Source organism: Leifsonia aquatica, assembly GCF_014190775.1.
GTDB lineage: Bacteria > Actinomycetota > Actinomycetes > Actinomycetales > Microbacteriaceae > Leifsonia > Leifsonia aquatica.
In genome coordinates this window covers 1,307,023-1,330,976 of record NZ_JACHVP010000001.1, presented here as the reverse complement: position 1 = coordinate 1,330,976, position 23,954 = coordinate 1,307,023, and the positions used below count along the sequence as shown (strand labels likewise).

Here is a 23,954-nt window from a genome sequence, read left to right as displayed (position 1 = left end):
TGAAGTCTAGGGGGTCTGCGCAGTGGCCTGTCCAGTCCGCTCTGGACATTCACGAAGTGGATGCCCGCGGCTTGCCTAGACTTGTCTGCGATGACCACCTCGACGAGGAACACAGCCTCACCATACGCCGACGCCCTCGATCGCATACCCGTGCGCCAGGGCGGGTTCGACCTCCTGGGCGGGACGACCCGGTACTGGGACTACGGCGACCCGGATGCGGCCACGACCGTCGTGGTCGTCCACGGGTTCCGCGGCGACCACCACGGCCTGGAGCCGGTGGTGGCGCAGCTTCCCGGGCTGCGGATGATCTCGCCCGACCTGCCGGGGTTCGGCGAGTCCACGGCGCTGACCGAGGCGGCGCACGACATCCCCGGCTACAGCCGCTGGCTGCGCGGCTTCGTCGAGGCGCTCGACCTGCCGGGCCGCGTCGTGCTGCTGGGTCACTCGTTCGGGTCGATCGTGGTGGCGGGCGCGCTGGCGACACGGGAGGCCGGCGATCCCTTGCGCCCGGAGTCGGTCGTGCTGGTGAACCCGATCGGTCAGCCGGCGTTGAAGGGCCCGCGCGGCATCCTCACGCGCCTGGCGATCTTCTACTACTGGCTGGCGTCCGTGCTCCCGGAGCGCCTGGGCTTCGCCCTCCTGCGCAACCGCCTGATCGTCCGCGTCATGAGCGAGGCCATGGCGAAGACGAAGGAGCGCGGGCTGCGCGCGTGGATCCACGACCAGCACCACCGCTACTTCTCCGCCTTCAGCGACCGCCGGGTCGTGCTGGAGGCGTTCCGCGCGTCCGTCTCGCACGACGTGAGCGAGTTCGCCGCGCGCATCCCCGAGCCGACCCTGCTCGTGGCCGCGGTCGACGACGACATCACGCCGATCGAGGCCGAGCGGCGCCTGCAGACGCTGTTCCCGGATGCGCGGCTCGTCGAGATCGCGGACGTCGGGCACCTGATCCACTACGAGAAGCCGCTCGAGGCGGCGGCGGCGATCCGGGAGTTCCTGGCCGGGGAGGACGCCGCGTGAAGGTCCTCTTCGACTGCCGCTACACCCGCATCGGCCGCCACGACGGGATCAGCCGGTACACCGCCGGCCTGGTGAGCGCCCTGGCGGAGCGTCACGCGGTCACCATGCTCATCAGCGACCGCCGCCAGCTCGAGATGCTGCCGGACCTGCCGTGGGAGCTCATCGGCTCGCCGACGGCCGTGGGCGAGCCGTGGATTGCGCGCCAGGTCAACCGGCTGGCGCCCGATGTGGTGTTCACGCCGATGCAGACGATGGGCGGCTTCGGTCGCCGCTACCGGCTCGTGCTGACCGTGCACGATCTCATCTACTACCGCCACCCGACGCCGCCGCGCGACCTGCCGGCGTTCGTGCGCGGGCTGTGGCGGCTCTACCACCTCTCGTGGTGGCCGCAGCGGATGCTGCTCAACCGCTCGGACGCCGTGGTGACGGTGTCGCAGACGACCAAGAAGCTCATCGCCGAGCACCGGCTGACGAAGCGCCCGGTGTACGTCGTGCCGAACGCGGCGGACATGCCCGCGATCCCGGAGGAGCGCGCCTCCCGCAGCGCGCCGGAGACGAAGAGCCTCGTCTACATGGGCTCGTTCATGCCGTACAAGAACGTGGACACGCTCGTGCGCGCCGCCGCCCTCCTGCCGGAGTACGAGCTGCACCTGATGAGCCGCGTCTCGGACACCGAGAAGGAGCGCCTCGCCTCCCTCGCGCCCGCAGCCCGCCTGGTCTTCCACGACGGCGCGAGCGACGAGGAGTACGCGGAGACCCTCGCGGCGGCGACCGCCCTGGTCACCGCGTCCCGCGACGAGGGGTTCGGCATCCCGCTGGTGGAGTCGATGACGCTCGGGACGCCCGTGATCGTCAGCGACATCCCGATCTTCCGCGAGATCGGGGGAGAGGCGGCGCTGTTCTTCGAGGCCGACTCCGCCGAGCAGCTCGCGCAGCGCGTGCGGCAGCTGGAGGAGGACGGCGTCTGGGCGTCGCGCTCGACGGCCTCCCGGGCCGAGGCGGCGCGCTTCACGTGGGAGGGGTCGGCGGAGCACCTGCTCACAGTGCTGACCGCCACGACAGCGCGGGCCGACCGCGTCACATCACGGAGGCGGTGAGCAGGTCGCGGTCCTCCGGGCCGAGGTTGAAGCGGTCGAGCCGGAGCACGCCGTCGTCGTAGACGAACCGGTGGACGGAGCCGTTGGGGATGACCTCGCCCGGGCCGGGCAGCGCGTGGTCGGTGACGTGGCGCACGAGCGAGCCGATGACGCCGCCGTGGCTCACCACGATGAGGCTCTCGTCGGGATGGGTCTCGCCCAGCTCCAGCAGGGCCGGGAGGGCGCGCCTCACGACGTCGTCGCGCGACTCGCGGCCGGGGACGGGCGTGCCCTCGGGCCAACGCTCGAGGATCTGGGCTCCGGTGAGCCCCTCCGCCTCGCCATAGTTGCGCTCGGCGACCGCGGGCAGCGCCCCGGGCTCGCCCAGCCCGAGGTGCGACGAGATGATGCGCGCGGTCTCGAACGCGCGGCCCAGCGGGCTCGCGTAGATCGCGTCGAACCGGCCGCCGGCGAGCGCGCGTCCGGTCGTCTCCGCCTGAGCGCGCCCGGTGTCGTTCAGAGGGATGTCGCTGGAGCCCTGGATGCGCTTGGCGAGGTTCCAATCGGTCTGGCCGTGCCGAACGAGGGAGATGAAGGTCACGCGCGTCCTTTCGCTGCAGGACGTGCCTCGGCGGCTGTGCGGAGTGCTAGGCCAGCCGCCGGGAGAGCTCGACGAGCGTCTCCGTCGTCCCGGCATCCAGCTTAATGGCCGCGCGCAGGTCGCCCTTGGTCTCGCCCCGGTTGACGATGACGATCGGCAGCCGCCGGCGCCGCGCCTCCTCCAGCAGGCGGATGCCCGAGTTGACGATGAGCGACGAGCCGGCGATCAGCAGCGCGTCCGACGCGCGGACCATGGCGCTCGCCTCGCGGTACTTCTCGGCCGGGATGAACTCGCCGAAGAAGACGACGTCGGGCTTGAGGTGGCCGCCGCACACCGTGCAATCGGGCACGACGAAGGAGTCGATGTCGGTGACGATCGCGTCGCCGTCGGGGGCGATCTCGACCGCGCCCTCGGTGTCGATCCACGGGTTGGCGGCGTCGATGCGCGCGGTGATGGCCTCGCGGGCGAAGACCTGGCCGCAGACCAGGCAGACCACGCGGTCCATCGAGCCGTGCAGGTCGACGACCCGCTGCGAGCCCGCCTGCTTGTGGAGGCCGTCCACGTTCTGCGTGATGACGCCGTTGGCCGCGCCCGCCGCCTCCAGCGCCGCCAGCGCGCGGTGGCCGGCATTGGGGCGCGCGGCGGCGAAGCGGCGGTAGCCGAGGTGACTGCCCGCCCAGTAGCGCTTGCGGTACCGGTCGTCGGCGAGGAACTGCTGGAACGTCATCGGCGTGCGCTTGGGCGCGCCCTCGCCGCGGTAGTCGGGGATGCCGGAGTCGGTCGACACGCCCGCACCGGTGAGCACGGCGAAGCGCCGGCCCGAGAGCAGGTCGACCGTCTCGTCGATCGCTCGCGCGAGCTCGGGCGTCAGCTCCGTCGTCAGCGTGTCCACAGGCACCTCCCGGTCGTCCCCTCCCGAGTCTAAACACCCCAGTTTTCCGAATTGTTTCCGGCGACTGGCAATCTTGAGGGGTGCAGATCCATCGTGTGACCGACCTGACGGCCGACGGCCTCGCCGACTACTCCCGTTTGACCGACGTCGCGCTGCGGCGCGTGAGCGAGCCGGAGGGCGGCCTCTACATCGCGGAATCGACCAAGGTCATCACGCGCGCTCTCGCTGCCGGGCACCGCCCTCGGTCCGTACTGCTGCAGGAGCAGTGGCTGCCCGACGTGGAGCCGTTGCTCGAGCAGTACCCGGACGTGCCCGTGTTCGTGGGCGAAGCGGGCGTGCTCGAGCAGCTCACCGGGTACAACCTGCACCGCGGCGCGCTCGCGGCGATGCACCGGCCCGTGCTGCCCGATCCGCGCGACCTGCTCCGCGATGCGCGCCGGGTCGTGGTGCTGGAGGACATCGTCGACCACACGAACGTCGGGGCGATCTTCCGTTCGGTCGCGGGCCTCGGTGCGGACGCGGTGCTCGTGAGCCCGCGGTGCGCCGACCCGCTCTACCGGCGCAGCGTGCGCGTCAGCATGGGGACCGTGCTCCAGGTGCCGTGGACGCGCATCCCGGAATGGGACGAGGCGACCGGGATCCTGCACGATGCGGGCTTCGACATCGCGGCCCTCGCCCTCGCCGACGACGCAGTCACCCTGGACGAGTACGCGGCCGCACCGCCCGAGCGCGTCGCGATGGTGCTCGGCTCCGAAGGGGACGGGCTCTCGCGCCGGGCGCTGGCCTCCGCGGACACGGTCGTCACCATCCCGATGCTGCACGGCGTCGACTCGCTGAACGTCGCGTCGGCCAGCGCCGTGGCGCTCTGGGCGTTGCGGGCGCGTTCTCAGGGGATGCCTGAGTAGTCACGCTTAGAATTCCAGCGTGTCCCCGCAAGTGCCTGTCGATCCGTCGCGCCGTGTGTCCCGGACGGTCTACCGCCGTCGTCGCTTCGTCGTGTTCGGGATCGGCGGGACGCTGCTGCTCGCCTTCCTCTACATCGCCGGCTCGCTGCTGACGCCCGTCCCGGCGACCGCGGCCTCGGTCACGCACGAGAAGTCGATCGTGCAGCCCGCCGCCCAGCTCGCCTGGCCCGGATACGGCTCGTCCGCCGTCACCGCACCCGACTACTCGGGTGCCACGATCTCCCACGGGAGCGACGCCAGCGTGCCGATCGCGAGCGTGACGAAGGTGGTCACGGCCCTCCTGGTGCTGGACGCGAAGCCGCTGAAGGGCGACGACCAGGGACCGACGATCGACTTCACGCAGAAGGACGTCGACATCTGGAACGAGGTCATCGCGGAGGGCGGCTCGTGGGCGCCGGTGCAGGCCGGCACGTCGATGACCGAGAAGGAGGCGCTCACCGCGATGCTGCTTCCCTCGGCCAACAACTACGCGATCTCGCTCGTGAACTGGGCGTACGGCTCCACCTCGGCCTACGTGGACGCGGCCAACAAGTGGCTCGCGGCCAAGGGCTTCACCGGCACGAAGATCGTCACGGCCGACGGGCTGGACCCGGGCAACGTGAGCACGACGAAGGACCTCCTCGGTCTCGGGCAGCTCGTGCTCGACTCGCCCGCGCTGTCGTCGATCGTCTCGCAGAAGACGGCGACGCTCCCCGGTGCGGGCGCGCAGGACAACACGAACACCCTCCTGGGCTGGGAGGGCATCGACGGACTCAAGACCGGCAACACCGACGAGGCGGGCAACTGCCTGCTGTTCTCGGCCGAGGTCGCCGTGGGCAAGTCGAAGGTGCGGGTGCTGGGCGTCGTGCTCGGCGCACCGACCCACGACGACCTGTGGGCGGGCGTCAAGGCGCTGCTGACCAGCGTGAAGGCGGGCTTCCACGAGGTCTCCGCCTCCACGAAGGGCCAGGTCTTCGGCTCGTACAGCACGCCGTGGAAGGCGAGCTCGGATCTCGTGGCCACGACCGCGACGACGTTCGTCGTGTGGTCCGATCAGCCGGTCGAGGTGGCGCTGGAGACGCGTCCGGTGCAGTCCGGTTTCGCCGGCGACGTCGTCGGCAAGGTGACGTTCACCTCCAACGGGAAAACGCAGACGACCGACCTGGCCCTCGCGAAGGACGTCCCCGACCCCGGATTCGGCTGGCGCCTGGCGCACCCCGGCGGGCTCGGGACCTGACCCGACGGGCCGGGAACGCGCTCAGTCCTCGGTGCGGATGAGGAAGGGCCCGGCTTCCGGCCGCTTGGGCAGCACGTGGTCGCCGGAGGACTGGTGGCGGATGCGCCGCACCACCCACGGCACGAGGTACTCCCGCGCCCACGAGATGTCCTCCGAGCGCGCCTGGCGCCAGGTGCGGGCGGGCAGCGGCTCGGGGTCGAGCGGCTGGAGGTCGTTCTCCACATTGAGGGCCGCGAGCACCATGCGCGCGACGGTGTGGTGGCCGAGCGGCGCGAGGTGGAGGCGGTCGGGGGCCCACATCCGCTGGTCCTGGATCTCGGTCAGCGCCCACTGGTCGGCCACGATGCAGTCGTACCGGGCGGCGACGGCGCGGACGTTCTCGTTGTAGATCGCGACCTTGCCGCGGATGCCGCGGAACACGGGGGAGAACCCGACATCGACGCCCGTGAACACCACGATGGTCGCGCCGTCCCGGCTGAGGCGGGCCACCGCCTGGTCGAAGAGCGCGGCGATCTGGTCGGGGTCGGTGCCCGGGCGGATGACGTCGTTGCCGCCGGCGGAGATGGTGATCAGGTCGGGGCGCAGGGCGAGCGCGGGCTCGACCTGGTCGTCCAGGATCTGCTTGATCAGCTTGCCGCGCACGGCCAGGTTCGCGTAGGCGAAGTCGTCGGTCTGGCTGCTCAGCACCTCGGCGACTCGGTCGGCCCAGCCGCGGTGCCCGCCGGGGCTGGCGGGCTCGGGGTCGCCGATGCCCTCCGTGAACGAGTCGCCCAGGGCGACGTAGCGGGACCAGGGATGCTGAGCTTCGACCATTCCTCCATTCTGCATCCGGTGGACCGTCCGTCCAGGCGGATGTCGGACGGAGCGGGTAGATTTGATCCACGTGGAAACGACAGCTGCACCCCTCCCCGGGTTCGAACCGGACGCCGAGTCCGGCGACGAGTCGGACGCCATCGGGGTACACGCGGGCAGCTTCGCGGCCGAGCATCTCTCGCCGTCGTTCCCGGAGCGCGCCGCTTGGGGAACCGCGGGAAAACTGCGCGCGTGGCAGGCCGAGGCGCTCGACACCTACTTCCGGGACGAGCCGCGCGACTTCCTCGCCGCGGCGACGCCGGGCGCCGGTAAGACGACCTTCGCCCTGCGCCTCGCGACCGAGCTGCTCAACCGCCGCGTCATCGAGCGCGTCACCGTCGTCGCCCCCACGGAGCACCTGAAGCGCCAGTGGGCGGAGGCCGCCTCCCGCGTCGGCCTCAACCTCGATCCGGACTTCAAGAACGCCGATGGCCGATACGCCCGGCACTACAAGGGCGTCGCGGTCACCTACGCGCAGGTCGCCATGCGGCCGAGCCTCCACAAGGACATCACCGAGTCGAGCCGCACCCTGGTCATCCTCGACGAGGTGCACCACGGCGGCGACGCGCTCAGCTGGGGCGACGGCATCCGGGACGCGTTCGAGCGCGCCACCCGCCGGCTCTCGCTCACGGGGACGCCGTTCCGCTCCGACACCGCACCGATCCCGTTCGTGACCTACCTGCCCGACAAGCAGGGCATCCGCACGTCGCTCACCGACTACAACTACGGCTACGGCCGTGCCCTGTCGGACGGGGTCGTGCGTCCCGTGATCTTCATGGTCTACGCGGGCCACATGCGCTGGCGCACCAAGACCGGCGACGAGATGGAGGCGCGGCTCGGCGAGGGCAACACCAAGGACATCACCTCGCAGGCCTGGCGGACCGCGCTCGACCCGAAGGGCGAATGGATCCCGGCCGTGCTCAGCGCGGCCGACCGGCGCCTGACCGAGGTGCGCGGCGCCATCCCGGACGCCGGGGGTCTGGTCATCGCGACCGACCACTACACGGCCCGGGCGTACGCCGACATCCTGCAGCAGATCACCGGCGAGTCCGTCACCGTCGTCCTCTCGGACGAGAAGGAGGCGAGCGACCGGATCGAGGAGTTCTCGAAGGGCACGTCGCGCTGGATGGTCGCCGTGCGCATGGTGTCGGAGGGCGTGGACGTGCCGCGGCTCGCGGTCGGCGTGTACGCGACCAGCGCCTCCACCCCGCTCTTCTTCGCTCAGGCGATCGGCCGCTTCGTGCGCGCCCGCCGCCGTGGCGAGACCGCCTCGGTGTTCCTGCCGAACGTGCCGATGCTGATGGCGCTCGCCAACGCGCTGGAGCTCGAGCGCGACCACGCGCTCGACCGGCCGACCGACGAGAATGCCGAAGGCGACCTGTGGAACCCCGAGGACGCGATGGTGGCCGAGGCCAACCGCGAGGAGCGGGCCTCGGAGGCGCTGACCGAGGAGTTCGCCTTCGAGGCGCTCGGTTCGGAGGCCAACTTCGACCGGGTCGTGTTCGACGGCAAGGAGTTCGGCAGCTACGCGGTGCCCGGCACCGACGAGGAGCACGACTTCATCGGCCTCCCCGGCATCCTGGAGCCCGACCAGGTGCACGAGCTGCTGCTTCAGCGGCAGCAGCGCCAGTCGCGGCGGTCGTCGGCGCGTCCCGCTGCGGCCGAGGGACACCCTCCCGCACCGCTGCACCGCACCCTGAAGGAGCAGCGCCAGCTGCTCAACAGCCTGGTCGGCCTGTACTCGAAGAACTCGGGGGAGCCGCACGGCCTCATCCACGCCGAGCTGCGCCGGGTCTGCGGCGGGCCGGCCGTCGCCCAGGCGAGCGTCTCGCAGCTGCAGGCGCGCATCGAGTACCTGCGCAAACGGCTCGGCCGGCACTGAGCCGACCGAGCCGTTGACCCGCGCGGACGCGGTGGGGTCTGAACGCTAGATGACGCCGAGCGCCAGCATGGCGTCGGCGACGCGCACGAAACCGGCGACGTTGGCGCCGAGCACGTAGTCGCCCGGCTCGCCGTACTCGGCCGCGGTCTCCGCGCAGCTGTCGTGGATGTTCGTCATGATGTCGGAGAGGCGCTGCTCGGCGTACTCGAACGTCCACGCGTCGCGCGAGGCGTTCTGCTGCATCTCGAGCGCGGAGGTGGCGACACCTCCCGCGTTCGCCGCCTTGCCCGGGGCAAACAGCACGCCCGCCGCGCGGAGCACGGCGACGGCCTCCGGGGTGCAGGGCATGTTGGCGCCCTCGACGACCGCGGCGACGCCGTGGTTCGCGAGGGTGGTCGCCGCCGTGGCGTCGAGCTCGTTCTGGGTCGCGCAGGGCATGGCGACGTCGACGTGCGTCGTCGCGGCGAGCGCCCAGATGTCGCCGTTCGGGAGGTACTCCGCGCCAGCGCGGCGGGCCGCGTAGTCGCTGAGCCGGCCGCGCTCGACCTCCTTGATCTGCCGCAGCAGGTCGAGGTCGATGCCGGCCGGGTCGTGCACGACGCCGGAGGAGTCGGAGCAGGCGATCACGGTGCCGCCGAGCTGGTGCACCTTCTCGATCGCGTAGATCGCGACGTTGCCGGAACCCGAGACGAGCACGCGCGCGCCGTCGAGGTCGCGGCCGCGGGTCGCGAGCATCCGCTGGGCGAAGAAGACCGCGCCGTAGCCGGTGGCCTCGGTGCGGACGAGCGAGCCGCCCCAGCCGACGCCCTTGCCCGTGAGCACACCGGACTCGTATCGGTTCGTGATGCGCTTGTACTGGCCGAACAGGTAGCCGATCTCGCGGCCGCCCACGCCGATGTCACCGGCCGGGACGTCGGTGTGCTCGCCCAGGTGGCGGTACAGCTCGGTCATGAACGACTGGCAGAACCGCATCACCTCGGCGTCGGACTTGCCCTTGGGGTCGAAGTCGCTGCCGCCCTTGCCGCCGCCGATCGGGAGGCCGGTGAGTGCGTTCTTGAAGATCTGCTCGAAGCCGAGGAACTTCACGGTGCCGAGCGTGACGCTCGGGTGGAAGCGCAGACCGCCCTTGTACGGCCCGAGCGCGGAGTTGAACTCCACGCGGAACCCGCGGTTGACCCGCACGCGACCCTGGTCGTCCGTCCACGGCACCCGGAAGATCAGCTGGCGCTCCGGCTCGGTGAGGCGTTCGAGCACCGCGGCCTCGGCGTAACGCGGGTGACGGTCGAGGACGGGACCGAGCGAGCCGAACACCTCCCGTGCCGCCTGGTGGAACTCCGGCTCCCCGGCGTTGCGCCGGAGGACGTCGTCGAGCAGGGAGATGAGAGCCGTGGTCAAACGCGTACCTTCTTTCGCACAAGGTTTCTGAGTCTACTCTCACGTTTCGTGCGTGTTACGCCTGCGCAGGCCGACCGCGGGCGGTCTCAGCGGAAGTCGCGGGAGGCCGTGCGGATGCCGGTCTGCAGCGGTTCCAGCCGGTCGGCGATCACGTTGACCACGCCCTCCTCGCTGCGCTCCAGGATGCCGCGCACGATCATCGCGGGCGCCTGCCGGGCGACCCGCCGGTAGCGGTTCCACACCCCGACCGGGCAGACCACGTTCACCAGCCCGGTCTCGTCCTCCAGGTTGAGGAAGGTCACGCCGGCCGCGGTCGCCGGGCGCTGCCGGTGGGTGACCACCCCGCCCACCTCGATGCGCCGCCCGGACTCCGACGTCGCGAGCATCGCCGCCGTGCGCACCCCGCGCGAGGCGAGCGCCGGCCGCAGGTAGCGGATCGGGTGGTCGTCGGTCGAGATGCCGGTCGCCCAGAGATCGCTCGCCAGCTGCTCCGCGGGGCTCAGCAACGGCAGCAGGGGCGGCTGCACGGTGATCGCGGTGCCGGCGAGGTACTCGGGCCGGTCCTGCGCCGCGTTGCCCGCCTCCCAGATCGCCTGCCGCCGGTCGAGGCCGAAGTCCTCGAACGCGCCCGCCGCGGCGAGCGCCTCCAGCTGGGCGACGGTCAGCCCGACCCGGCGCGAGAGGTCGGCGAGGTCCCGGTAGGGGCCGTCGGCCTCCCGCTCGGCCACGATCCGCTCGGCCAGCTTCTCGCCGATGGAGGTCACCCCGGCGAGCCCCAGCCGCACGGCGTGGCCGGCGTCGCGGCGATGCGCCGTGTAGTCGAGCGGAACGCGCTGGTCGAAGGGGGCGATGGGAGGCTGCTCCTCGGCCAGGCACGGGTCCATGCCGGTCGGGCCCGGGCGGGCGTCGTCGAGCGGCTCGAGCAGCGGGAACACGCCCGAGCGCTGGATGTCGGGCCGGTGCACCACCACGCCGTGCCGCCGGGCGTCGGCGGTGAGGGTGCGCGGCGAGTAGAACCCCATCGGCTGCGCGCGCAGCAGGGCGGCGAGGAACGCACCGGGGTAGTGCAGCTTCATCCACGAGCTCACGTAGACCAGCAGCGCGAAGCTGATCGCGTGGCTCTCGGCGAAGCCGAAGTTCGCGAACGCCTCGATCTTGGCGTAGATCGCGTCGGCGTCCTCGCCGGTGATGCCGTTGCCCGCCATCCCCGTGTAGAGCTTCTCGCGCAGGGCGCCGATCTTCTCCACCCCGCGCTTGGAGCCCATCGCCCGGCGCAGCAGGTCGGCGTCCTCCGCCGTGCAATCGCCCACCGCGACCGCCATCTGCATCAGCTGCTCCTGGAAGAGGGGGACGCCCAGCGTGCGCTTCAGCACCGGCTCCAGCGCCGGGTGCAGGTAGGTGACCTCCTCCTGGCCCAGCTTGCGCCGGATGTACGGGTGCACGGCGCCGCCCTGGATCGGGCCGGGGCGGATCAGCGCGATCTCGATCACGAGGTCGTAGAACGAGCGGGGCCGCAGCCGGGGGAGCGTGCCGATCTGCGCCCGGCTCTCCACCTGGAACACGCCGATCGAGTCGGCGCGGCAGAGCATGTCGTACACGCCCTGCTCCTCCTTCGGGATGGTCTCCAGCGTCCACTGCTCGCCGAGCGCCGACGCGATCGCGCGCATCGAGTAGTCGAGCGCGCTCAGCATCCCGAGCCCGAGCAGGTCGAACTTGACCAGGCCCATCCACGCGCAGTCGTCCTTGTCCCACTGCAGCACCGTGCGCCCCTCCATGCGGGCGTGCTCGATCGGGCACACCTCGCCGACGGGCCGGTCGGTGAGCACCATGCCGCCCGAGTGGATGCCGAGGTGCCGCGGGAACTTCAGCACCTGCTGCGCCAGCTCCACCACCTCGTCCGGGATGTCGTGGTCGTCGGTGGTCTGGACGTGCGACCACGAGTCGATCTGCTTGCTCCAGGCGTCCTGCTGGCCGGTGGAGTGGCCGAGCGCCTTCGCCATGTCGCGCACCGCGTTCTTGGGCCGGTAGGTGATCACGTTGGCGACCTGCGCCGCGTTGTGCCGGCCGTACTTGCTGTAGACGTACTGGATGACCTCCTCGCGGCGGTCGGAGTCGAAGTCGACGTCGATGTCGGGCTCCTCCTCGCGCATGCTGGAGAGGAAGCGCTCGAACGGCAGGTCGTACTTGATCGAGTCGACCGCGGTGATCCCGAGCAGGTAGACGACCGCCGAGTTCGCCGCCGACCCGCGGCCCTGGCACAGGATGCCCTGGCTGCGGGCGAACCGCACGATGTCGTGCACGATCAGGAAGTAGCCGGGGAAGTCCTTGGCCTCGATCACGTCGAGCTCGCGCTCGATGCGCTCCCGCTTCGCCGGGTTCTCGTCGAGGTCGCGGTAGCGCTCGGCCGCACCGCGCCAGGTGAGCTCGCGGAGCCAGCTCATCGGGGTGTGCCCCTCCGGGACCTCCTGCTTGGGCAGCCGCGGGCGGGCGCTGCGCAGCCGGAAGGAGAGGTCGTCGGCGACCTCCACGGTCCGCTCCACCGCGCCGGGGTAGCGGGCGAACCGTCTGGCCATCTCGGCGCCGCTGCGCAGGTGCGCGGCGGCGGACGCGGGCAGCCAGCCGTCCATCTCGTCCAGGCTGCGCCGGGCGCGCACGGCCGACACGGCGGTCGCCAGCGGGTACTGCGCGGGCGAGGCGTAGTGGACGTTGTTGGTCGCCACGACGGGCAGGCCGAGCCGGCCGGCGATCCGGGCGAGCGCGTCGTTGTCGGTGGTGTCGTGCGGGTTGCCCTGGTCGATCAGCTCGACCAGCACGTTGTCGTGGCCGAACAGCTCCGCCAGGCGCGCCACCTCGTGCTCCGCTGCGCGCTCGCCCTGCTCGGCCAGCGCCAGGCGCACGTCGCCCTTGCGGCAGCCGGTCAGCACCATCCACTCGCCGCCGGCCTGCTCGGCCAGCTCGGGCAGCCGGTAGACCGGGCGCCCCTTCTCGCCGCCCGCGAGCTGCCCGGCGGTGATCGCGGCGGCGAGCCGGTGGTACCCCTCCTGCCGGCGGGCGAGGACGACGAGGTGGCTGCCCTCCGGGTCGGCCTCGCCGTTCTGCGGGCGGCTGAGCGCGAGGGAGAGCTCGGCGCCGAACACCGTCTTCACCCGCTCGTACGCCTCGGCGGCCTCGGCCAGATGGACGACGCCGTAGAGCCCGTCGTGATCGGTGAGGGCGAGGCCGTGCAGGCGCAGGCGAGTCGCCTCCTCCAGCAGCTCCTCGGGCGAGCTCGCCCCGTCGAGGAAGCTGAAGTTGCTGTGCGCGTGCAGCTCCGCGTACGCGACGTGCCCGGTCTCCGGCTCCTCCGGGATGGGCTGCGGCACGTACTTCTGCCGCTTGCGCGAGGAGGGGCGCTCGACGGCCTGCTCGCCGGTGCGACGGCCGGAGAGCCGCCGCTCGAACTCGGCCCACGGGATGGGCGGGTTGTCCCAGCCCATCAGTCGTACCTCGCCTCGGCGAACCAGCCGCCGGAGGCCAGGCGCAGCAGCCAGGCCGTCCCGTCGGCGTCGACCAGCTGGAACCGGTGCATCGCCCGGGCGAGCGTGGCGTCCCACCAGCGCTCGCGCACCGGCCACGGCCCCGCCCACGAGCCCACTTCGCGGGCGTCGTGCGGGCGGCCGGTGGGGGAGAAGAGCGCGATCGGGGCGGTGAGGTCGCCGCGGTCGGTCACCTCGACGGTCTCGCCCTCGACGGTCAGCACCGCCACGGGACGCGGCACCTCGAAGACGGTGGAGGGTGCGGGCGCGGGCAGCGACCCGGGCCACGGCTGCTCGGCCCGGGAGGCGCCGACCGGCCGGTCGCCCCAGGGCACCAGCACCTGCCGCTCGGTGAGCCCGCGACCCCCGCCGATCGTGGCGGTGAGCACGGCCTCGTGCCCCAGCATGCTCTGCACGCGGGTGAGGCCGTGATGGATGCGCTCGTCGGCTCCGCCGCCCCACAGGCCGTCCTCGTGGTGGCCGATGTCGTCCACCGCTTCGGGCACCAGGCCCACCCGCACGATCGGCGAGGCGAGACCGGGGTCGAGGGCGCCGGAGCCCTGCAGCTGCCAGCGCACCCGGTCGACGACATCCCCCGCCGTGAACAGCCGCGGGTGCAGCCAGCTGCGCTCGCTGATGCGGCCGGCCTCGTCGGTCACCTCCACCCGGAGCGTGGTGCAGACCAGCCCGGCCTTCGTCAGGCCGCCGACGAACTGCTCGGCCGTGCCGCGCACCGCGAAGGTGACCTGGTCGACGCGGTCGAGGGGAGGCTCGAACTCGATGGTGCGGTCCAGCTGCTTCGGCGGGGTGCGCGGCACGACCGCGGCACCGTCGAGGCCGCCGGCCAGGTCGTGCGCGTGCTCGCCGCGCTCCCCGAACCGTTCGCGCACGTCGAGCCGGTCGAGGGCGGCGAGGTCGCCGAGAGTGTGCAGGCCGAGGCGGCGCAGCAGCGGGGTCAGCTCGGTCAGCCCGAGCTGGGCGACCGGCAGCGGGGCGAGGAAGGCGGCCGACCCGCCCGCCGGGATCACGCGCACGCGGGCGGCGCCGGTGGAGCGGGCGGCCTGCCCGGCGGCGAACGGCCCGTCGGCGATGCCGGCGCGCGCATCCGGCAGCCCCAGCCCCTCCAGGCAGCGCAGCAGCTCGGCTGCGGCCTGCTCCTCGCCGCCGTAGTAGCGCGCCGGTCCGCGCGCCCGCAGCAGGAAGGTGCCGGGGCGCAGCGGCTGCACGCCGGGCGCGAGCTCCTCGATGGCGGCCAGCACCGGCTCGAAGGCACGCTCATCGAGCACGGGGTCGTAGGGGAGCACCTCCAGCTGCGGGCAGCGGGACTGCGCCTCGCGCATCCGCAGACCGCGCCGCACGCCGTCGGCGCGGGCCGTTGCCGAGCAGGCGAAGACCACGCCCTTCTCCATCAGGGCGATCGGGGTGTCGTCGGCCAGGCCCGGATCCGCCCGGCGGGCGGCGATCACGGGCCAGTCCGGGCACCAGAGCACGATCGCGCGGGTGACCTCGCGCATCTAGCCCACCGCCTCCAGGCGCGTCGGGCCGGACGGGCGGAAGCTCTCGTCGGGCGCCGGCAGCCACAGCTCCGCACGCCGGCGCGGTCCCGAGCCGCCGCGCGGGGCGGACTCGACGGTCACGCGCCGGGACGAGAGGTAGCCCGCTCCGGTGCCGAGGCCGTCCCAACCGCTGCGCGCCACCGAGAGCGTCGCCTCGGCCTGCGGCCAGTCGCCCGCGACGATCAGCGTCGACTCCCGCTGCCGCAGCCGGGCGCCCAGCCGGGCGACGTCCCCGTCTTTCGCACGGGTCGGCGGGGCGACCGCCACGACCGCGAGCACGTCGACCACGGCCGCCGTCACGGTCAGCCACTGGTCGCCGGGATGCGGCACGAACACCAGCCGCTCCAGGTCGATCCCGAACCGGCCGGCCGCCTCGGCGCCGAAGTCGGGCATGCCGATCACCCCGCACCACGCGCCCGCCGCACTGGGGCCGGCGAGCAGCGCCATCAGCAGGGTGGTGGAGCCGTGCACCGCGTAGGCGGCGCCGGCCTTGAGCGCTCCGCCCGGCAGCAGCGGCCCGAGCGCGGGATGCGTCTCGAACGTGCGGCTCTCGAGCTTCGTCGCCTGCATCTGCCGGATGCGCGACTGCAGCTCGTGCACCTGCGCCCGGTCGACGACCGGGTCGGCGAAGGCGGGTGCGGATGCCGGGGACATGCATCCATTTTCGAACACATGTTCGAACAGCGCAAATGCATTCTGGGGTACAAACGCTGTGGGGTACAGGCGCTGTGGTGCAAACGCTGTGCCCCGGTGGACGGACCCTACGCCGGTTCGGTCACGAAGTCGATCAGGTGCTCCACCCGGCCGAGCAGCTCCGGCTCCAGGTCGGCGAACGTGCGCACCTGGCCCAGGATGCGCTTCCAGGCGCGCGCGATGTCGGCCTGGTTCTCGTGGGGGAGACCCAGCGCTGCGCAGATCCCGCGCTTCCACTCGATCGAGCGCGGGATCGACGGCCACGCCTCCAGGCCGACCCGGGCAGGCTTGACCGCCTGCCAGATGTCGATGAAGGGGTGACCGACCACGAGCACGTGCGCGCCGTACGGGCCGCGCGCGACCGTCTCGGCGATCCGGCTCTCCTTGGAGCCGGGGACCAGGTGGTCGACCAGCACGCCGATGCGGCGCTCCCGTGTGGGGGCGAACTCGCGCACGATCGCGTCCAGGTCGTCCACGCCCTCCAGATACTCGACGACGACGCCCTCGACGCGCAGGTCGTCGCCCCACACGCGCTCGACGAGCTCGGCGTCGTGCCGGCCCTCGACGAAGATGCGGCTCGCACGGGCGATGCGCGCCTTCTGCTCGCCGACCGCGAACGAACCGGATGCCGTGCGCCCCGGGCCACCCGCCGTGCGCTTCGGCACGACCAGGCGCACCGGCTCGCCGTCGATCAGGAACGCCGACCCGAGGGGGAAGACGCGCTTCTTGCCGAAGTAGTCCTCCAGCTCGACGGTCTGCGCCTCCAGGCGGGTGATCGCCCCGCAGAAGCCGGTGGCGGACTCCTCCACCACCAGGTCGCGCACCGCCTCGACGTCGGGCACGGGCTTGCGCCCGGCCGTCTTCCATCCGGGTGCCAGCACATCGGATCCGTAGCGGTCGTCCATCACCCCAGGAGGCTATGCGATGCGCCCGGGCGTCCGCGGGAGGCACGCCCGCCGCCCGGGAGCCGGCCGGTCAGTCGAAGACGCGCACCAGGCGCCAGGTGCGGTCGACGGCGTCGTGCCGCACGTCGAACACGTGGGCGTCGCCGGTGTCGCTGGTCGCCTGGAACCGCCAGCCGCCGATCTCGCGCGGCAGGGCGCCGACGTCGTAGCGGTGCTCGCCGAACGGCCGCCACCAGGCCGGCGCCGCCGCCCAGACGGTCGGCATGTCGCTCACCCGGTAGCGCGTCGACCGCCAGACCAGCCGCAGCGGGATGCCCTCCTCGGTCGTCCACACGGCGACCGCTTCGTCGACATCGGTCATCGCCGCCACCTCCTCGATTCGAACGGATGTTCGAATGCGAGTGTAGACCGATCCGGGGACAATTTCCGTCTCAGGACATCGGTGACACGTCGGCCCTGTCGGGAGTTGTGTCCGACTGCGGTGATGTGGCTCTCACCATGTGGCGGGATGCACGAAATCCGTTGCCGGCCTCCCCAGCCATTGCGTGAGCCGCATGGCGAGGTCCATGTCCGCGAGGCGGGCGGTGCGGAGGTTCGTCACGCGGCTCGGAGTGCATCCCAGCTGTTCAGCCAGGATCGCCCAGGTGAGTCCGCGATCGCGCCTCTGATCGTTCACGGCCTCATAAAGCTGAGGGAGATCCCAACGTAGGCGAACGTCGGCCCCGACAGCCGGCAGACGTGTGTCTCCCACCGCTCGACTCCGCCCGAACAGGAACTCCTCAGGAGAGCGGTCCAGCCATTGCAGCAGCATGAGCGCGTACTGGCAGGACATGGAGCCGCGTCTCACCGTCCGAACGAGCGCACCCGAGCACACTGCATGGTCGTTCAGCGCGGCCCTCAGGCCGGCCGACTGTTCTGTGAGCTCCTCCGCCAAAGCCGGCCACCCCAGGCCTAACCGGACTCGGCGGGAGTCGAGTTCAGAGACCAACGCGGCCCCGTTGAATATGGGAGCAATCGGCATACGTGAAGTGAAGCACGAGCTACAGATTCCGGGAAGAGCCAAGGCGCGCCCAGGAGATTTCAGCGCTGCCGTCGTCAACCACGACCGCCAATTGTCACCGATGTCCTCAGACGCGAACCGTCACGGATGTCCTGCGGCAGAACTCCTGCCCCTGGCATACTGTCCGCATGACCGACCTCAACGACCCTTCCGGCGCCTCGCTGCGCCTCAGCACGGACGAGCGGGAGCGCGCGGTCGCGGCCCTCCAGGCGCACGCGAACGCCGGGAGGCTCGACGGAGCGGAACTGCAGTCGCGCGTCGCCTCGGCGCGGTCGGCGGTCACGCGCGGCGACCTCGCGCCGCTCTTCGCGGATCTGCCCGGCGGCGTGCAGCTCGACGACCACGCGGGGCAGCCCGCGCAGCCCCTTCCTCCCGCGCAGCCGGTGCCGCCGGCAGGGGCGTACGCTCCCGGCCCGGCCGCAGCGCCGCCCGGCGATCCGTACGCGGAGCAGCGCTACCGCCCGAACAACCGCTGGGGCCTGCTCGTCGTCTCGGTGATGCCGTTCATCGCGGTCATCCTCTTCTTCGTCACCAGCGGGATCTGGGGCTACCAGTACAGCTGGCTGTGGTTCCTGCTGATCCCGCTCTCGGGCGCGCTGGTCTACGGCATCGACGGCCCGCGCCGGCGCTAGTCGCGCGGGGACTAGCCGAGTGCGGTCCCGAACAGCAGGCCGAGCACGTAGGTCGCCGCTGCGGCGCCGTAGCCGATCGCGAGCTGGCGCAGCGCGCGCTTGAGGGGCGACCCTCCCGAGAGCAGGCCCACGATGGCTCCGGTGGCGAGCAGCACGATGCCGACCAGCCCCGCGGAGACGAGCACCGCCGCCGTGCCGCCGAGGCCGAACAGGTAGGGGAGGATCGGCACGAGCGCGCCCGAGGCGAAGAAGCAGAAGCTCGACACGGCGGCGCTCCAGCCGTTGCCGACCGCCTCGTGCTCGTCCTCGACGGGAGCCGAGGCAGCGCCAGGCGTGGTGACGGGGATCTCGCTGGTGTACGCCTCCAAGGTCCGCAGTGTCTCGGAGGCGCGGGCCTGCGCGTCCGCGGGCGACATGCCGCGAGCGCGGTAGACGAGCGTCAGTTCGTTGGCGTCGACATCCAGATGCGGGAGGGCGGAGCGCGTCGCGGGGTTGGGGCTGGAGGCCTCCAGCAGCTCCCGCTGCGACCGCACGGACACGTACTCGCCCGCACCCATCGAGAGGGCGCCCGCGAGGAGCCCGGAGACACCGGTGAGGAGGACGACGTGGGTCGCGACGCCGCTCGCGCTCACGCCGAGCACGAGGGCGAGGTTGCTCACCAGGCCGTCGTTGGCGCCGAAGACCGCGGCGCGGAACGTGCCCGAGAGGCGCTGCCGGCCACGCGCGGCGAGGGCGCGCACGACCTCCTCGTGCACCTGCTCGTCGGCGGCCATCTGCGGCGTCGCGTCGGCATCCGTCGCGTACGGGGAGCGGGCCTCGGCGCGCTGCGCCAGCGCGAGCACGAAGACGGAGCCGAAGCGGCGGGCGAGGAAGCCGAGCATGCGCGTGCGGATGTCCCCGCGGAGCGGCTTGCCCACCTGGTCGCCGAGCAGGTCGAGCCAGTGCTGCTCGTGGCGGCCCTCGGCATCGGCGAGCGCGAGGAGGATCTCCCGCTCCTCGCCGGTGCGGCGCTGGGCGAGATCGCGGTAGACGGAGGCCTCCGCGCGCTCGTCGGCCAGGTAGCGCCGCCAGCGCCGGATGTCGGCGGGGGTGGGGGTGCGCTCGGTGCTCGTCATCGCGAGAAGTCTAGGCGACCCCCGTCGCGGCGTCGCGGAAGCGGTCGGCCCAGACGGCGGCGAGTTCGCGCACCGCGTCCGGCCCCTCGATGATGAAGGGTGCGCCGGCCGCAGCCAGCCCGAAGAGCGCCCACTCGGCGCTCTCGACGGTCAGCCGGACCCGGGAGGTCGCGTCGCCGGCGGGGGAGACCGTCGCCCAGCGGCCGATGGCCTCCTCCACCCGGTCGTAGGGCGCGCTGACGACGGCGTCGACGACGAGCGGAGCCGCCGCGGGGGAGAGGGAGGCGCGGACGTACTCGGCCGCATCCTCTGCGGGCAGCTCCCGCGGCCGGAAGCGCGCGCCGGTCACGCGCGGCTCGGTCAGCCGGTCGAGGCGGAAGCTGCGCCAGTCGAACCGGGTCAGGTCGTAGGCGACCAGGTACCAGCGGCGCCCGACAGAGACGAGCCGATGCGGCTCCACGGTGCGTCGCGTCTCCTCCCCGCCGCGGGCGACGTAGGTGAACTCGAGCCGCTCCTCATCCCGGCAGGCCTGGGCGACCGTCGTCAGCGTCGTGGCGTCGGCGACGGGGCCGCCGCGCATCGCCGTCGCGAGGGTCGCCACCCGCAGGGCGTCGACGCGACGCTTGAGGCGCGGCGGCATGACCTGGACCACCTTCGCGAGGGCACGCACCGACGCCTCCTCGACCCCCGCGATCCCGCTCTGCGCGGCCGTGCGCAGCCCGACGGCGAGAGCGACCGCCTCCTCGTCGTCGACCACGAGCGGAGGCAGGGACGCGCCCGCCGCGAGCTGGTAGCCTCCCGCGACACCACGGGTGGCATCGACGGGGTAGCCGAGGTCGCGCAGCCGGTCCACGTCACGCCGTAGCGTGCGCGGGGACACGCCGAGCCGCTCGGCGAGGTCGTTGCCGGGCCAGTAGCGATGGGTCTGCAGCAGCGAGAGCAGCTGCAGGGTGCGCGATCCGGTGCTTGCCATGCCTCCCAGTGTGCACCGGGATGCGGACGGATCGTGACCGCTATTGCGCCGCGTCTGGGAGGAGCGCCTCCGCCCCCGGCCGGGACAGCGTGAGGACCACCTCCGTGATGTGCTCGTCGCGCTCGAGATCGGCCTCCACCGCGGCGAGGTCCGCCGCGACGGCGGATTCCCGGTCGTCGCCCGCGAGGTCGATCGCGGCGACGACGAACAGCCGCTCGGGGCCGACGAACTCGAGGTGCAGGTAGGTGACCTTCTCGACCTCGGGATGCGCGAGGATCCTGGCGAGGAGGGCCTGCCGGGCGCGCTCGGGCGCCTGCTCGCCGAGCAGGAACCGGCGGTTGCGGTCGATGAGCACCACGGCCACGACCGCGAGCAGCACGCCGACCAGGATGGAGCCGAGCGCGTCGTAGACCGCCTGCCCGGTGAGCTGGTGGAGCAGGATGCCGGCGAAGGCGATGACGAGGCCGATGAGCGCGGCCGAGTCCTCCGCGAACACGGCGCGCAGGGTCGGGTTGGAGGTGCTGAGGACGTGCTCGACGGTGCTCGTGCCGCGCTCGCTGGCCAGCTTGTGCGCCTGCCGGTACGACTGGAGGAACGAGATCCCCTCGAAGACGAACGACACCGCGAGCACCCCGTACGCGATGGCATAGTCGGCCTCGCGCTCGTTCGACCCGAGCTCGGAGACGCCGTGCATGATCGACACGACCGCGCCGGCCGTGAACAGGCCGACGGCGGCGAACAGGCTCCAGACGTACGACTCGCGCCCGTAGCCTCCCGGATGGGCGGAGTCGCGCGGGCGGGCGGCCGAGCGCTCCGCCTGCAGCAGGAAGATCTCGTTGCCCGAGTCGGCCCAGGAGTGCGCGGCCTCGGCGACCATGGAGGCGGAACCGGTGAGCGCCGCCGCGATGGTCTTCGCGATCGCGACCAGCACATTGGCGCCGAGGGCGAGGATCACGGTGAAGACGCTGGACGATTCCCGCTTCGAGGCCATGGCGGCCACGATAGTCCCCGTTTCCGCCGCGCACATTCGTGCCGAATGTCGTGAATGCCAGCGCCATTCTCGACATTCGGCACGAATGTGCGCGAGGGGGGAGACGTCGCCGGGAACGACGAAGGCCCCGGTCGTTCGACCGGGGCCTTCCGCTGTGTCCGAGGGGGGACTTGAACCCCCACGCCCTATACGGGCACTAGCACCTCAAGCTAGCGCGTCTGCCATTTCCGCCACCCGGACGGGTGTTTGCGGCTTCCGGACGAACCGGCTGCCGAAGAAAGACATTAGCACGGATACCCGGCCCGGATTCACATCGGCCGAGCATCCCGGGCGTGGCGCGTCACTCGCCGTCACGACGGGGCGGTCGCAGGGGCTCCGCCGGGTAGCGTGGAGGTCATGACCGACGACTCCACGCTGGACGAGACCGCGATCATCGCCCGCGACCTGATCCGCTTCGACACGACGAACTACGGGGAGGGCAAGTCCAACGGCGAGAAGGACGCCGCCGAGTACGTCGAGGCGCGATTGAGCGCGCTCGGCCTGAAGCCGCAGCTCTTCGACTCCGACCCCGGACGCACCAGCGTCGTCGCCCGCGTGGCCGGACGCAACCCGGAGAAGCCGGCCCTCGTCGTCCACGGCCACCTCGACGTCGTGCCCGCCGACCCGCGCAACTGGAGTGTCGACCCCTTCGGCGGCGTCATCAAGGACGGCCTGCTGTGGGGGCGCGGCGCGGTCGACATGAAGAACATGGACGCGATGATCCTGACCGCGGTCGGCGACATCCTGAACGCGGGGGAGCAGCCCGAGCGCGACCTGGTCGTGGCGTTCTTCGCCGACGAGGAGGACGGCGGCCGCCGCGGCTCCCACCACCTCGTCGACAACCACCCCGAGCTCTTCGCCGGCGCGACCGAGGCGATCAGCGAGGTCGGCGGGTACTCCATCGACCTCGAGGGCCGTCGGGCCTACCTGCTGCAGACGGGGGAGAAGTCCCTCGTCTGGATCAAGCTGATCGCTCGCGGGAAGGCTGCCCACGGTTCGCGGCTGATCCGCGACAACGCGATCACCCGGCTCGCCGAGGCCGTCGTCGCGATCGGCCGCACCGACTGGCCGATCCAGCTGACCGCGACCACCACGCGCCTCATCGAGGAGCTGGGCCGGCTGCTCGACGTCGACCCCGAGCGCGTCGGCCCGGACGAGGTCGTCCTCCGCACCGGCACGGCCGCGGGATTCATCCTCGCGACGCTGCGCGCCACCACCAACCCGACGCTGCTCGAGGCCGGCTACAAGCACAACGTCATCCCGGACACGGCGGAAGCGCTGGTCGACATCCGTACGCTGCCCGGCGACGAGGACCGCGTGCTCGCCGAGGTGCAGCGCCTCGTCGGCGACGACGTGGAGGTGCAGATCATGCACCGCGACATCGGCCTGGAGGCGCACTTCGGCGGCGAGCTGATCGACGCGATCACCGGCACACTGGAGCGGCACGACCCGGGCGCGCCCGTGCTCCCGTACCTCCTCTCGGGCGGCACCGACAACAAGGCGCTCAGCAAACTCGGGATCACCGGTTACGGCTTCGCCCCGCTGCGACTGCCGAAGGATCTCGACTTCCCCGGCATGTTCCACGGCGTCGACGAGCGCGTCCCGCTCGACGCGCTAGTGTTCGGTAGAGCCGTGCTCCGGGACCTGCTCAGCAGCTACTGAGCCGCGGCCCCCGATCCACCGACCTGGCGAAAGCGACGCATGGAGTTCATCAACGCCCTCATCCTCGGGCTCGTCCAGGGACTCACGGAGTTCCTCCCGATCTCGTCGAGCGCGCACATCCGCATCGTCGGTGAGCTGCTCGGCACCGGGGGCGACCCGGGCGCGCGGTTCACCGCGATCATCCAGCTCGGCACCGAGGCCGCCGTCCTCCTGTATTTCTGGAAGGACATCACGCGGATCATCTCGCGCTGGTTCCTGGCGCTGTTCGGGAAGATCCCGCGCAACGACCCCGACGCCAAGATGGGCTGGCTGGTCATCCTCGGCAGCGTGCCGATCGTGGTGCTCGGCCTCTTCTTCCAGGACGCGATCGAGACGACCTTCCGCTCGCTCTGGATCGTGGCAACGACGCTGATCGTGTTCGGCATCCTGCTCGGCATCGCCGACTGGGTGGGCGCGAAGACGCGCCGCCTCAAGGAACTGACCTGGGGCCACGGCATCATCTTCGGCTTCGCGCAGGCGCTCGCGCTCATCCCGGGCGTGTCGCGTTCGGGCGGCACGATCACCGCCGGGCTCTTCATGGGCTACCAGCGCCGCGCGGCCGCACGCTACTCGTTCCTGCTGGCACTGCCCGCGGTGTTCGGCAGCGGCTTCTACCAGCTCTACAAGGCGATCAAGGAGCCGTGCACGGAGGCGCTGGCGAAGGCCGGGACCTGCACGGTCGAGGTCTTCGGGCCCGCGGAGACCGCCGCGGCGACCCTCGTCGCCTTCGTCGTCGGCCTGCTGGTCATCGCGTTCTTCATGGGCTACATCTCGCGCCGCAGCTTCCTGCCGTTCGTGATCTACCGCGTCGCGCTCGGCGTGCTGCTGATGATCCTGCTCGGCACGGGCGTGCTCGCCGCCTGACCCAGGCAGCC

Annotated in this window: 21 protein-coding genes and 1 tRNA gene; 8 read left to right on the top strand and 14 right to left on the bottom strand. The window is 71.9% G+C overall.

Annotation, left to right across the window (positions count from 1 at the left end; translation table 11 throughout):
• Window positions 1-90 precede the first annotated feature (90 nt).
• Window positions 91-1,020, top strand: coding sequence for an alpha/beta fold hydrolase (locus FHX33_RS06375; RefSeq protein ID WP_039923302.1), 930 nt, complete (start codon window positions 91-93; stop codon window positions 1,018-1,020).
• Window positions 1,017-2,117, top strand: coding sequence for a glycosyltransferase family 4 protein (locus tag FHX33_RS06370; protein ID WP_021764421.1), 1,101 nt, complete (start codon window positions 1,017-1,019; stop codon window positions 2,115-2,117). Before FHX33_RS06375 ends, FHX33_RS06370 begins: the two co-directional genes overlap by 4 nt.
• Here the strand turns inward: FHX33_RS06370 and FHX33_RS06365 are convergent.
• Both FHX33_RS06365 and FHX33_RS06360 read right to left on the bottom strand, forming a co-directional pair.
• The gene (locus FHX33_RS06365) at window positions 2,098-2,697 is read right to left on the bottom strand and encodes a histidine phosphatase family protein (RefSeq protein WP_021764420.1); all 600 of its coding nucleotides are present in this window, start codon (window positions 2,695-2,697) and stop codon (window positions 2,098-2,100) included. The two genes, FHX33_RS06370 and FHX33_RS06365, sit on opposite strands and share 20 nt — an antisense overlap.
• A gap of 46 nt (window positions 2,698-2,743) precedes the next feature.
• Window positions 2,744-3,589, bottom strand: coding sequence for a Sir2 family NAD-dependent protein deacetylase (locus FHX33_RS06360; protein ID WP_021764419.1), 846 nt, complete (start codon window positions 3,587-3,589; stop codon window positions 2,744-2,746).
• Window positions 3,590-3,669: 80 nt separating this feature from the next.
• Here FHX33_RS06360 and FHX33_RS06355 point away from each other — a divergent pair, with 80 nt between their 5' ends.
• Window positions 3,670-4,494 carry a TrmH family RNA methyltransferase gene (locus FHX33_RS06355; RefSeq protein ID WP_021764418.1) on the top strand — a complete coding sequence of 275 codons (825 nt, stop codon included), beginning with the start codon at window positions 3,670-3,672 and terminating at the stop codon, window positions 4,492-4,494.
• A gap of 19 nt (window positions 4,495-4,513) precedes the next feature.
• Window positions 4,514-5,770 carry a D-alanyl-D-alanine carboxypeptidase family protein gene (locus FHX33_RS06350; RefSeq protein WP_248616283.1) on the top strand — a complete coding sequence of 419 codons (1,257 nt, stop codon included), beginning with the start codon at window positions 4,514-4,516 and terminating at the stop codon, window positions 5,768-5,770.
• Between the two features lie 21 nt (window positions 5,771-5,791).
• On the opposite strand, the gene FHX33_RS06345 is transcribed toward FHX33_RS06350, so the two are convergent.
• On the bottom strand, window positions 5,792-6,583 hold the full coding sequence (locus tag FHX33_RS06345) for an SGNH/GDSL hydrolase family protein (protein ID WP_021764416.1): 792 nt from the start codon (window positions 6,581-6,583) through the stop codon (window positions 5,792-5,794).
• Between the two features lie 139 nt (window positions 6,584-6,722).
• On the opposite strand from FHX33_RS06345, the gene FHX33_RS06340 reads away from it, so the two are divergent.
• A complete protein-coding gene (locus tag FHX33_RS06340; RefSeq protein WP_039923312.1) occupies window positions 6,723-8,504 on the top strand; it encodes a DEAD/DEAH box helicase in 1,782 nt (593 codons plus the stop codon).
• 45 nt (window positions 8,505-8,549) lie between these two features.
• Here the strand turns inward: FHX33_RS06340 and gdhA are convergent, their stop codons facing one another.
• The 7 genes from gdhA to FHX33_RS06305 all read right to left on the bottom strand — a co-directional run bounded on the left by gdhA (window position 8,550) and on the right by FHX33_RS06305 (window position 17,400).
• Window positions 8,550-9,899 carry an NADP-specific glutamate dehydrogenase gene (gene gdhA, locus FHX33_RS06335; RefSeq protein WP_021764414.1) on the bottom strand — a complete coding sequence of 450 codons (1,350 nt, stop codon included), beginning with the start codon at window positions 9,897-9,899 and terminating at the stop codon, window positions 8,550-8,552.
• 86 nt (window positions 9,900-9,985) lie between these two features.
• Window positions 9,986-13,375: an error-prone DNA polymerase gene (locus tag FHX33_RS06330; protein ID WP_183428280.1), complete on the bottom strand. Its 3,390-nt coding sequence runs from the start codon at window positions 13,373-13,375 to the stop codon at window positions 9,986-9,988.
• The gene (locus tag FHX33_RS06325; RefSeq protein ID WP_183428279.1) at window positions 13,375-14,928 is read right to left on the bottom strand and encodes a DNA polymerase Y family protein; all 1,554 of its coding nucleotides are present in this window, start codon (window positions 14,926-14,928) and stop codon (window positions 13,375-13,377) included. Before FHX33_RS06325 ends, FHX33_RS06330 begins: the two co-directional genes overlap by 1 nt.
• On the bottom strand, window positions 14,929-15,624 hold the full coding sequence (locus FHX33_RS06320; protein ID WP_183428278.1) for a hypothetical protein: 696 nt from the start codon (window positions 15,622-15,624) through the stop codon (window positions 14,929-14,931). It lies immediately after the preceding gene.
• 107 nt (window positions 15,625-15,731) lie between these two features.
• The gene (locus FHX33_RS06315; protein WP_021761940.1) at window positions 15,732-16,568 is read right to left on the bottom strand and encodes a DUF3097 domain-containing protein; all 837 of its coding nucleotides are present in this window, start codon (window positions 16,566-16,568) and stop codon (window positions 15,732-15,734) included.
• Window positions 16,569-16,638: 70 nt separating this feature from the next.
• Window positions 16,639-16,929: a DUF6504 family protein gene (locus FHX33_RS06310; RefSeq protein ID WP_021761938.1), complete on the bottom strand. Its 291-nt coding sequence runs from the start codon at window positions 16,927-16,929 to the stop codon at window positions 16,639-16,641.
• A 132-nt stretch (window positions 16,930-17,061) separates the two neighbouring features.
• Window positions 17,062-17,400 (bottom strand): helix-turn-helix domain-containing protein, encoded by a 339-nt coding sequence (locus FHX33_RS06305; RefSeq protein ID WP_155828988.1) that lies wholly within the window; start codon window positions 17,398-17,400, stop codon window positions 17,062-17,064.
• A gap of 356 nt (window positions 17,401-17,756) precedes the next feature.
• Here FHX33_RS06305 and FHX33_RS06300 point away from each other — a divergent pair, with 356 nt between their 5' ends.
• Entirely contained in the window at window positions 17,757-18,260 is a 504-nt protein-coding gene (locus FHX33_RS06300; protein WP_183428277.1) for a DUF1707 SHOCT-like domain-containing protein, read from the top strand.
• 11 nt (window positions 18,261-18,271) lie between these two features.
• On the opposite strand, the gene FHX33_RS06295 is transcribed toward FHX33_RS06300, so the two are convergent.
• The 4 genes from FHX33_RS06295 to FHX33_RS06280 all read right to left on the bottom strand — a co-directional run bounded on the left by FHX33_RS06295 (window position 18,272) and on the right by FHX33_RS06280 (window position 21,579).
• Window positions 18,272-19,375 (bottom strand): VIT1/CCC1 transporter family protein, encoded by a 1,104-nt coding sequence (locus tag FHX33_RS06295; protein WP_021756756.1) that lies wholly within the window; start codon window positions 19,373-19,375, stop codon window positions 18,272-18,274.
• A gap of 10 nt (window positions 19,376-19,385) precedes the next feature.
• On the bottom strand, window positions 19,386-20,348 hold the full coding sequence (locus FHX33_RS06290) for a helix-turn-helix transcriptional regulator (protein ID WP_021756754.1): 963 nt from the start codon (window positions 20,346-20,348) through the stop codon (window positions 19,386-19,388).
• A 40-nt stretch (window positions 20,349-20,388) separates the two neighbouring features.
• On the bottom strand, window positions 20,389-21,339 hold the full coding sequence (locus tag FHX33_RS06285; RefSeq protein WP_039920861.1) for a cation diffusion facilitator family transporter: 951 nt from the start codon (window positions 21,337-21,339) through the stop codon (window positions 20,389-20,391).
• Window positions 21,340-21,494: 155 nt separating this feature from the next.
• Window positions 21,495-21,579: transfer RNA gene (locus FHX33_RS06280), tRNA-Leu, on the bottom strand.
• Between the two features lie 156 nt (window positions 21,580-21,735).
• Here FHX33_RS06280 and FHX33_RS06275 point away from each other — a divergent pair.
• Window positions 21,736-23,040 carry a M20/M25/M40 family metallo-hydrolase gene (locus FHX33_RS06275; RefSeq protein ID WP_039922722.1) on the top strand — a complete coding sequence of 435 codons (1,305 nt, stop codon included), beginning with the start codon at window positions 21,736-21,738 and terminating at the stop codon, window positions 23,038-23,040.
• 39 nt (window positions 23,041-23,079) lie between these two features.
• On the top strand, window positions 23,080-23,943 hold the full coding sequence (locus FHX33_RS06270) for an undecaprenyl-diphosphate phosphatase (RefSeq protein WP_021763676.1): 864 nt from the start codon (window positions 23,080-23,082) through the stop codon (window positions 23,941-23,943).
• Window positions 23,944-23,954 lie beyond the last annotated feature (11 nt).

Bases quoted from the DNA above. Each gene is read 5' to 3' on its own strand.
- FHX33_RS06375 (WP_039923302.1), top strand. From the start codon at position 91: ATGACCACCTCGACGAGGAACACAGCCTCACCATACGCCGACGCCCTC.
- FHX33_RS06345 (WP_021764416.1), bottom strand. From the start codon at position 6,583: ATGGTCGAAGCTCAGCATCCCTGGTCCCGCTACGTCGCCCTGGGCGAC.
- FHX33_RS06330 (WP_183428280.1), bottom strand. From the start codon at position 13,375: ATGGGCTGGGACAACCCGCCCATCCCGTGGGCCGAGTTCGAGCGGCGG.
- FHX33_RS06325 (WP_183428279.1), bottom strand. From the start codon at position 14,928: ATGCGCGAGGTCACCCGCGCGATCGTGCTCTGGTGCCCGGACTGGCCC.
- FHX33_RS06320 (WP_183428278.1), bottom strand. From the start codon at position 15,624: ATGTCCCCGGCATCCGCACCCGCCTTCGCCGACCCGGTCGTCGACCGG.
- FHX33_RS06315 (WP_021761940.1), bottom strand. From the start codon at position 16,568: ATGGACGACCGCTACGGATCCGATGTGCTGGCACCCGGATGGAAGACG.
- FHX33_RS06310 (WP_021761938.1), bottom strand. From the start codon at position 16,929: ATGACCGATGTCGACGAAGCGGTCGCCGTGTGGACGACCGAGGAGGGC.
- FHX33_RS06305 (WP_155828988.1), bottom strand. From the start codon at position 17,400: ATGTCCTGCCAGTACGCGCTCATGCTGCTGCAATGGCTGGACCGCTCT.
- FHX33_RS06300 (WP_183428277.1), top strand. From the start codon at position 17,757: ATGACCGACCTCAACGACCCTTCCGGCGCCTCGCTGCGCCTCAGCACG.
- FHX33_RS06295 (WP_021756756.1), bottom strand. From the start codon at position 19,375: ATGACGAGCACCGAGCGCACCCCCACCCCCGCCGACATCCGGCGCTGG.
- FHX33_RS06290 (WP_021756754.1), bottom strand. From the start codon at position 20,348: ATGGCAAGCACCGGATCGCGCACCCTGCAGCTGCTCTCGCTGCTGCAG.
- FHX33_RS06285 (WP_039920861.1), bottom strand. From the start codon at position 21,339: ATGGCCTCGAAGCGGGAATCGTCCAGCGTCTTCACCGTGATCCTCGCC.
- FHX33_RS06275 (WP_039922722.1), top strand. From the start codon at position 21,736: ATGACCGACGACTCCACGCTGGACGAGACCGCGATCATCGCCCGCGAC.
- FHX33_RS06270 (WP_021763676.1), top strand. From the start codon at position 23,080: ATGGAGTTCATCAACGCCCTCATCCTCGGGCTCGTCCAGGGACTCACG.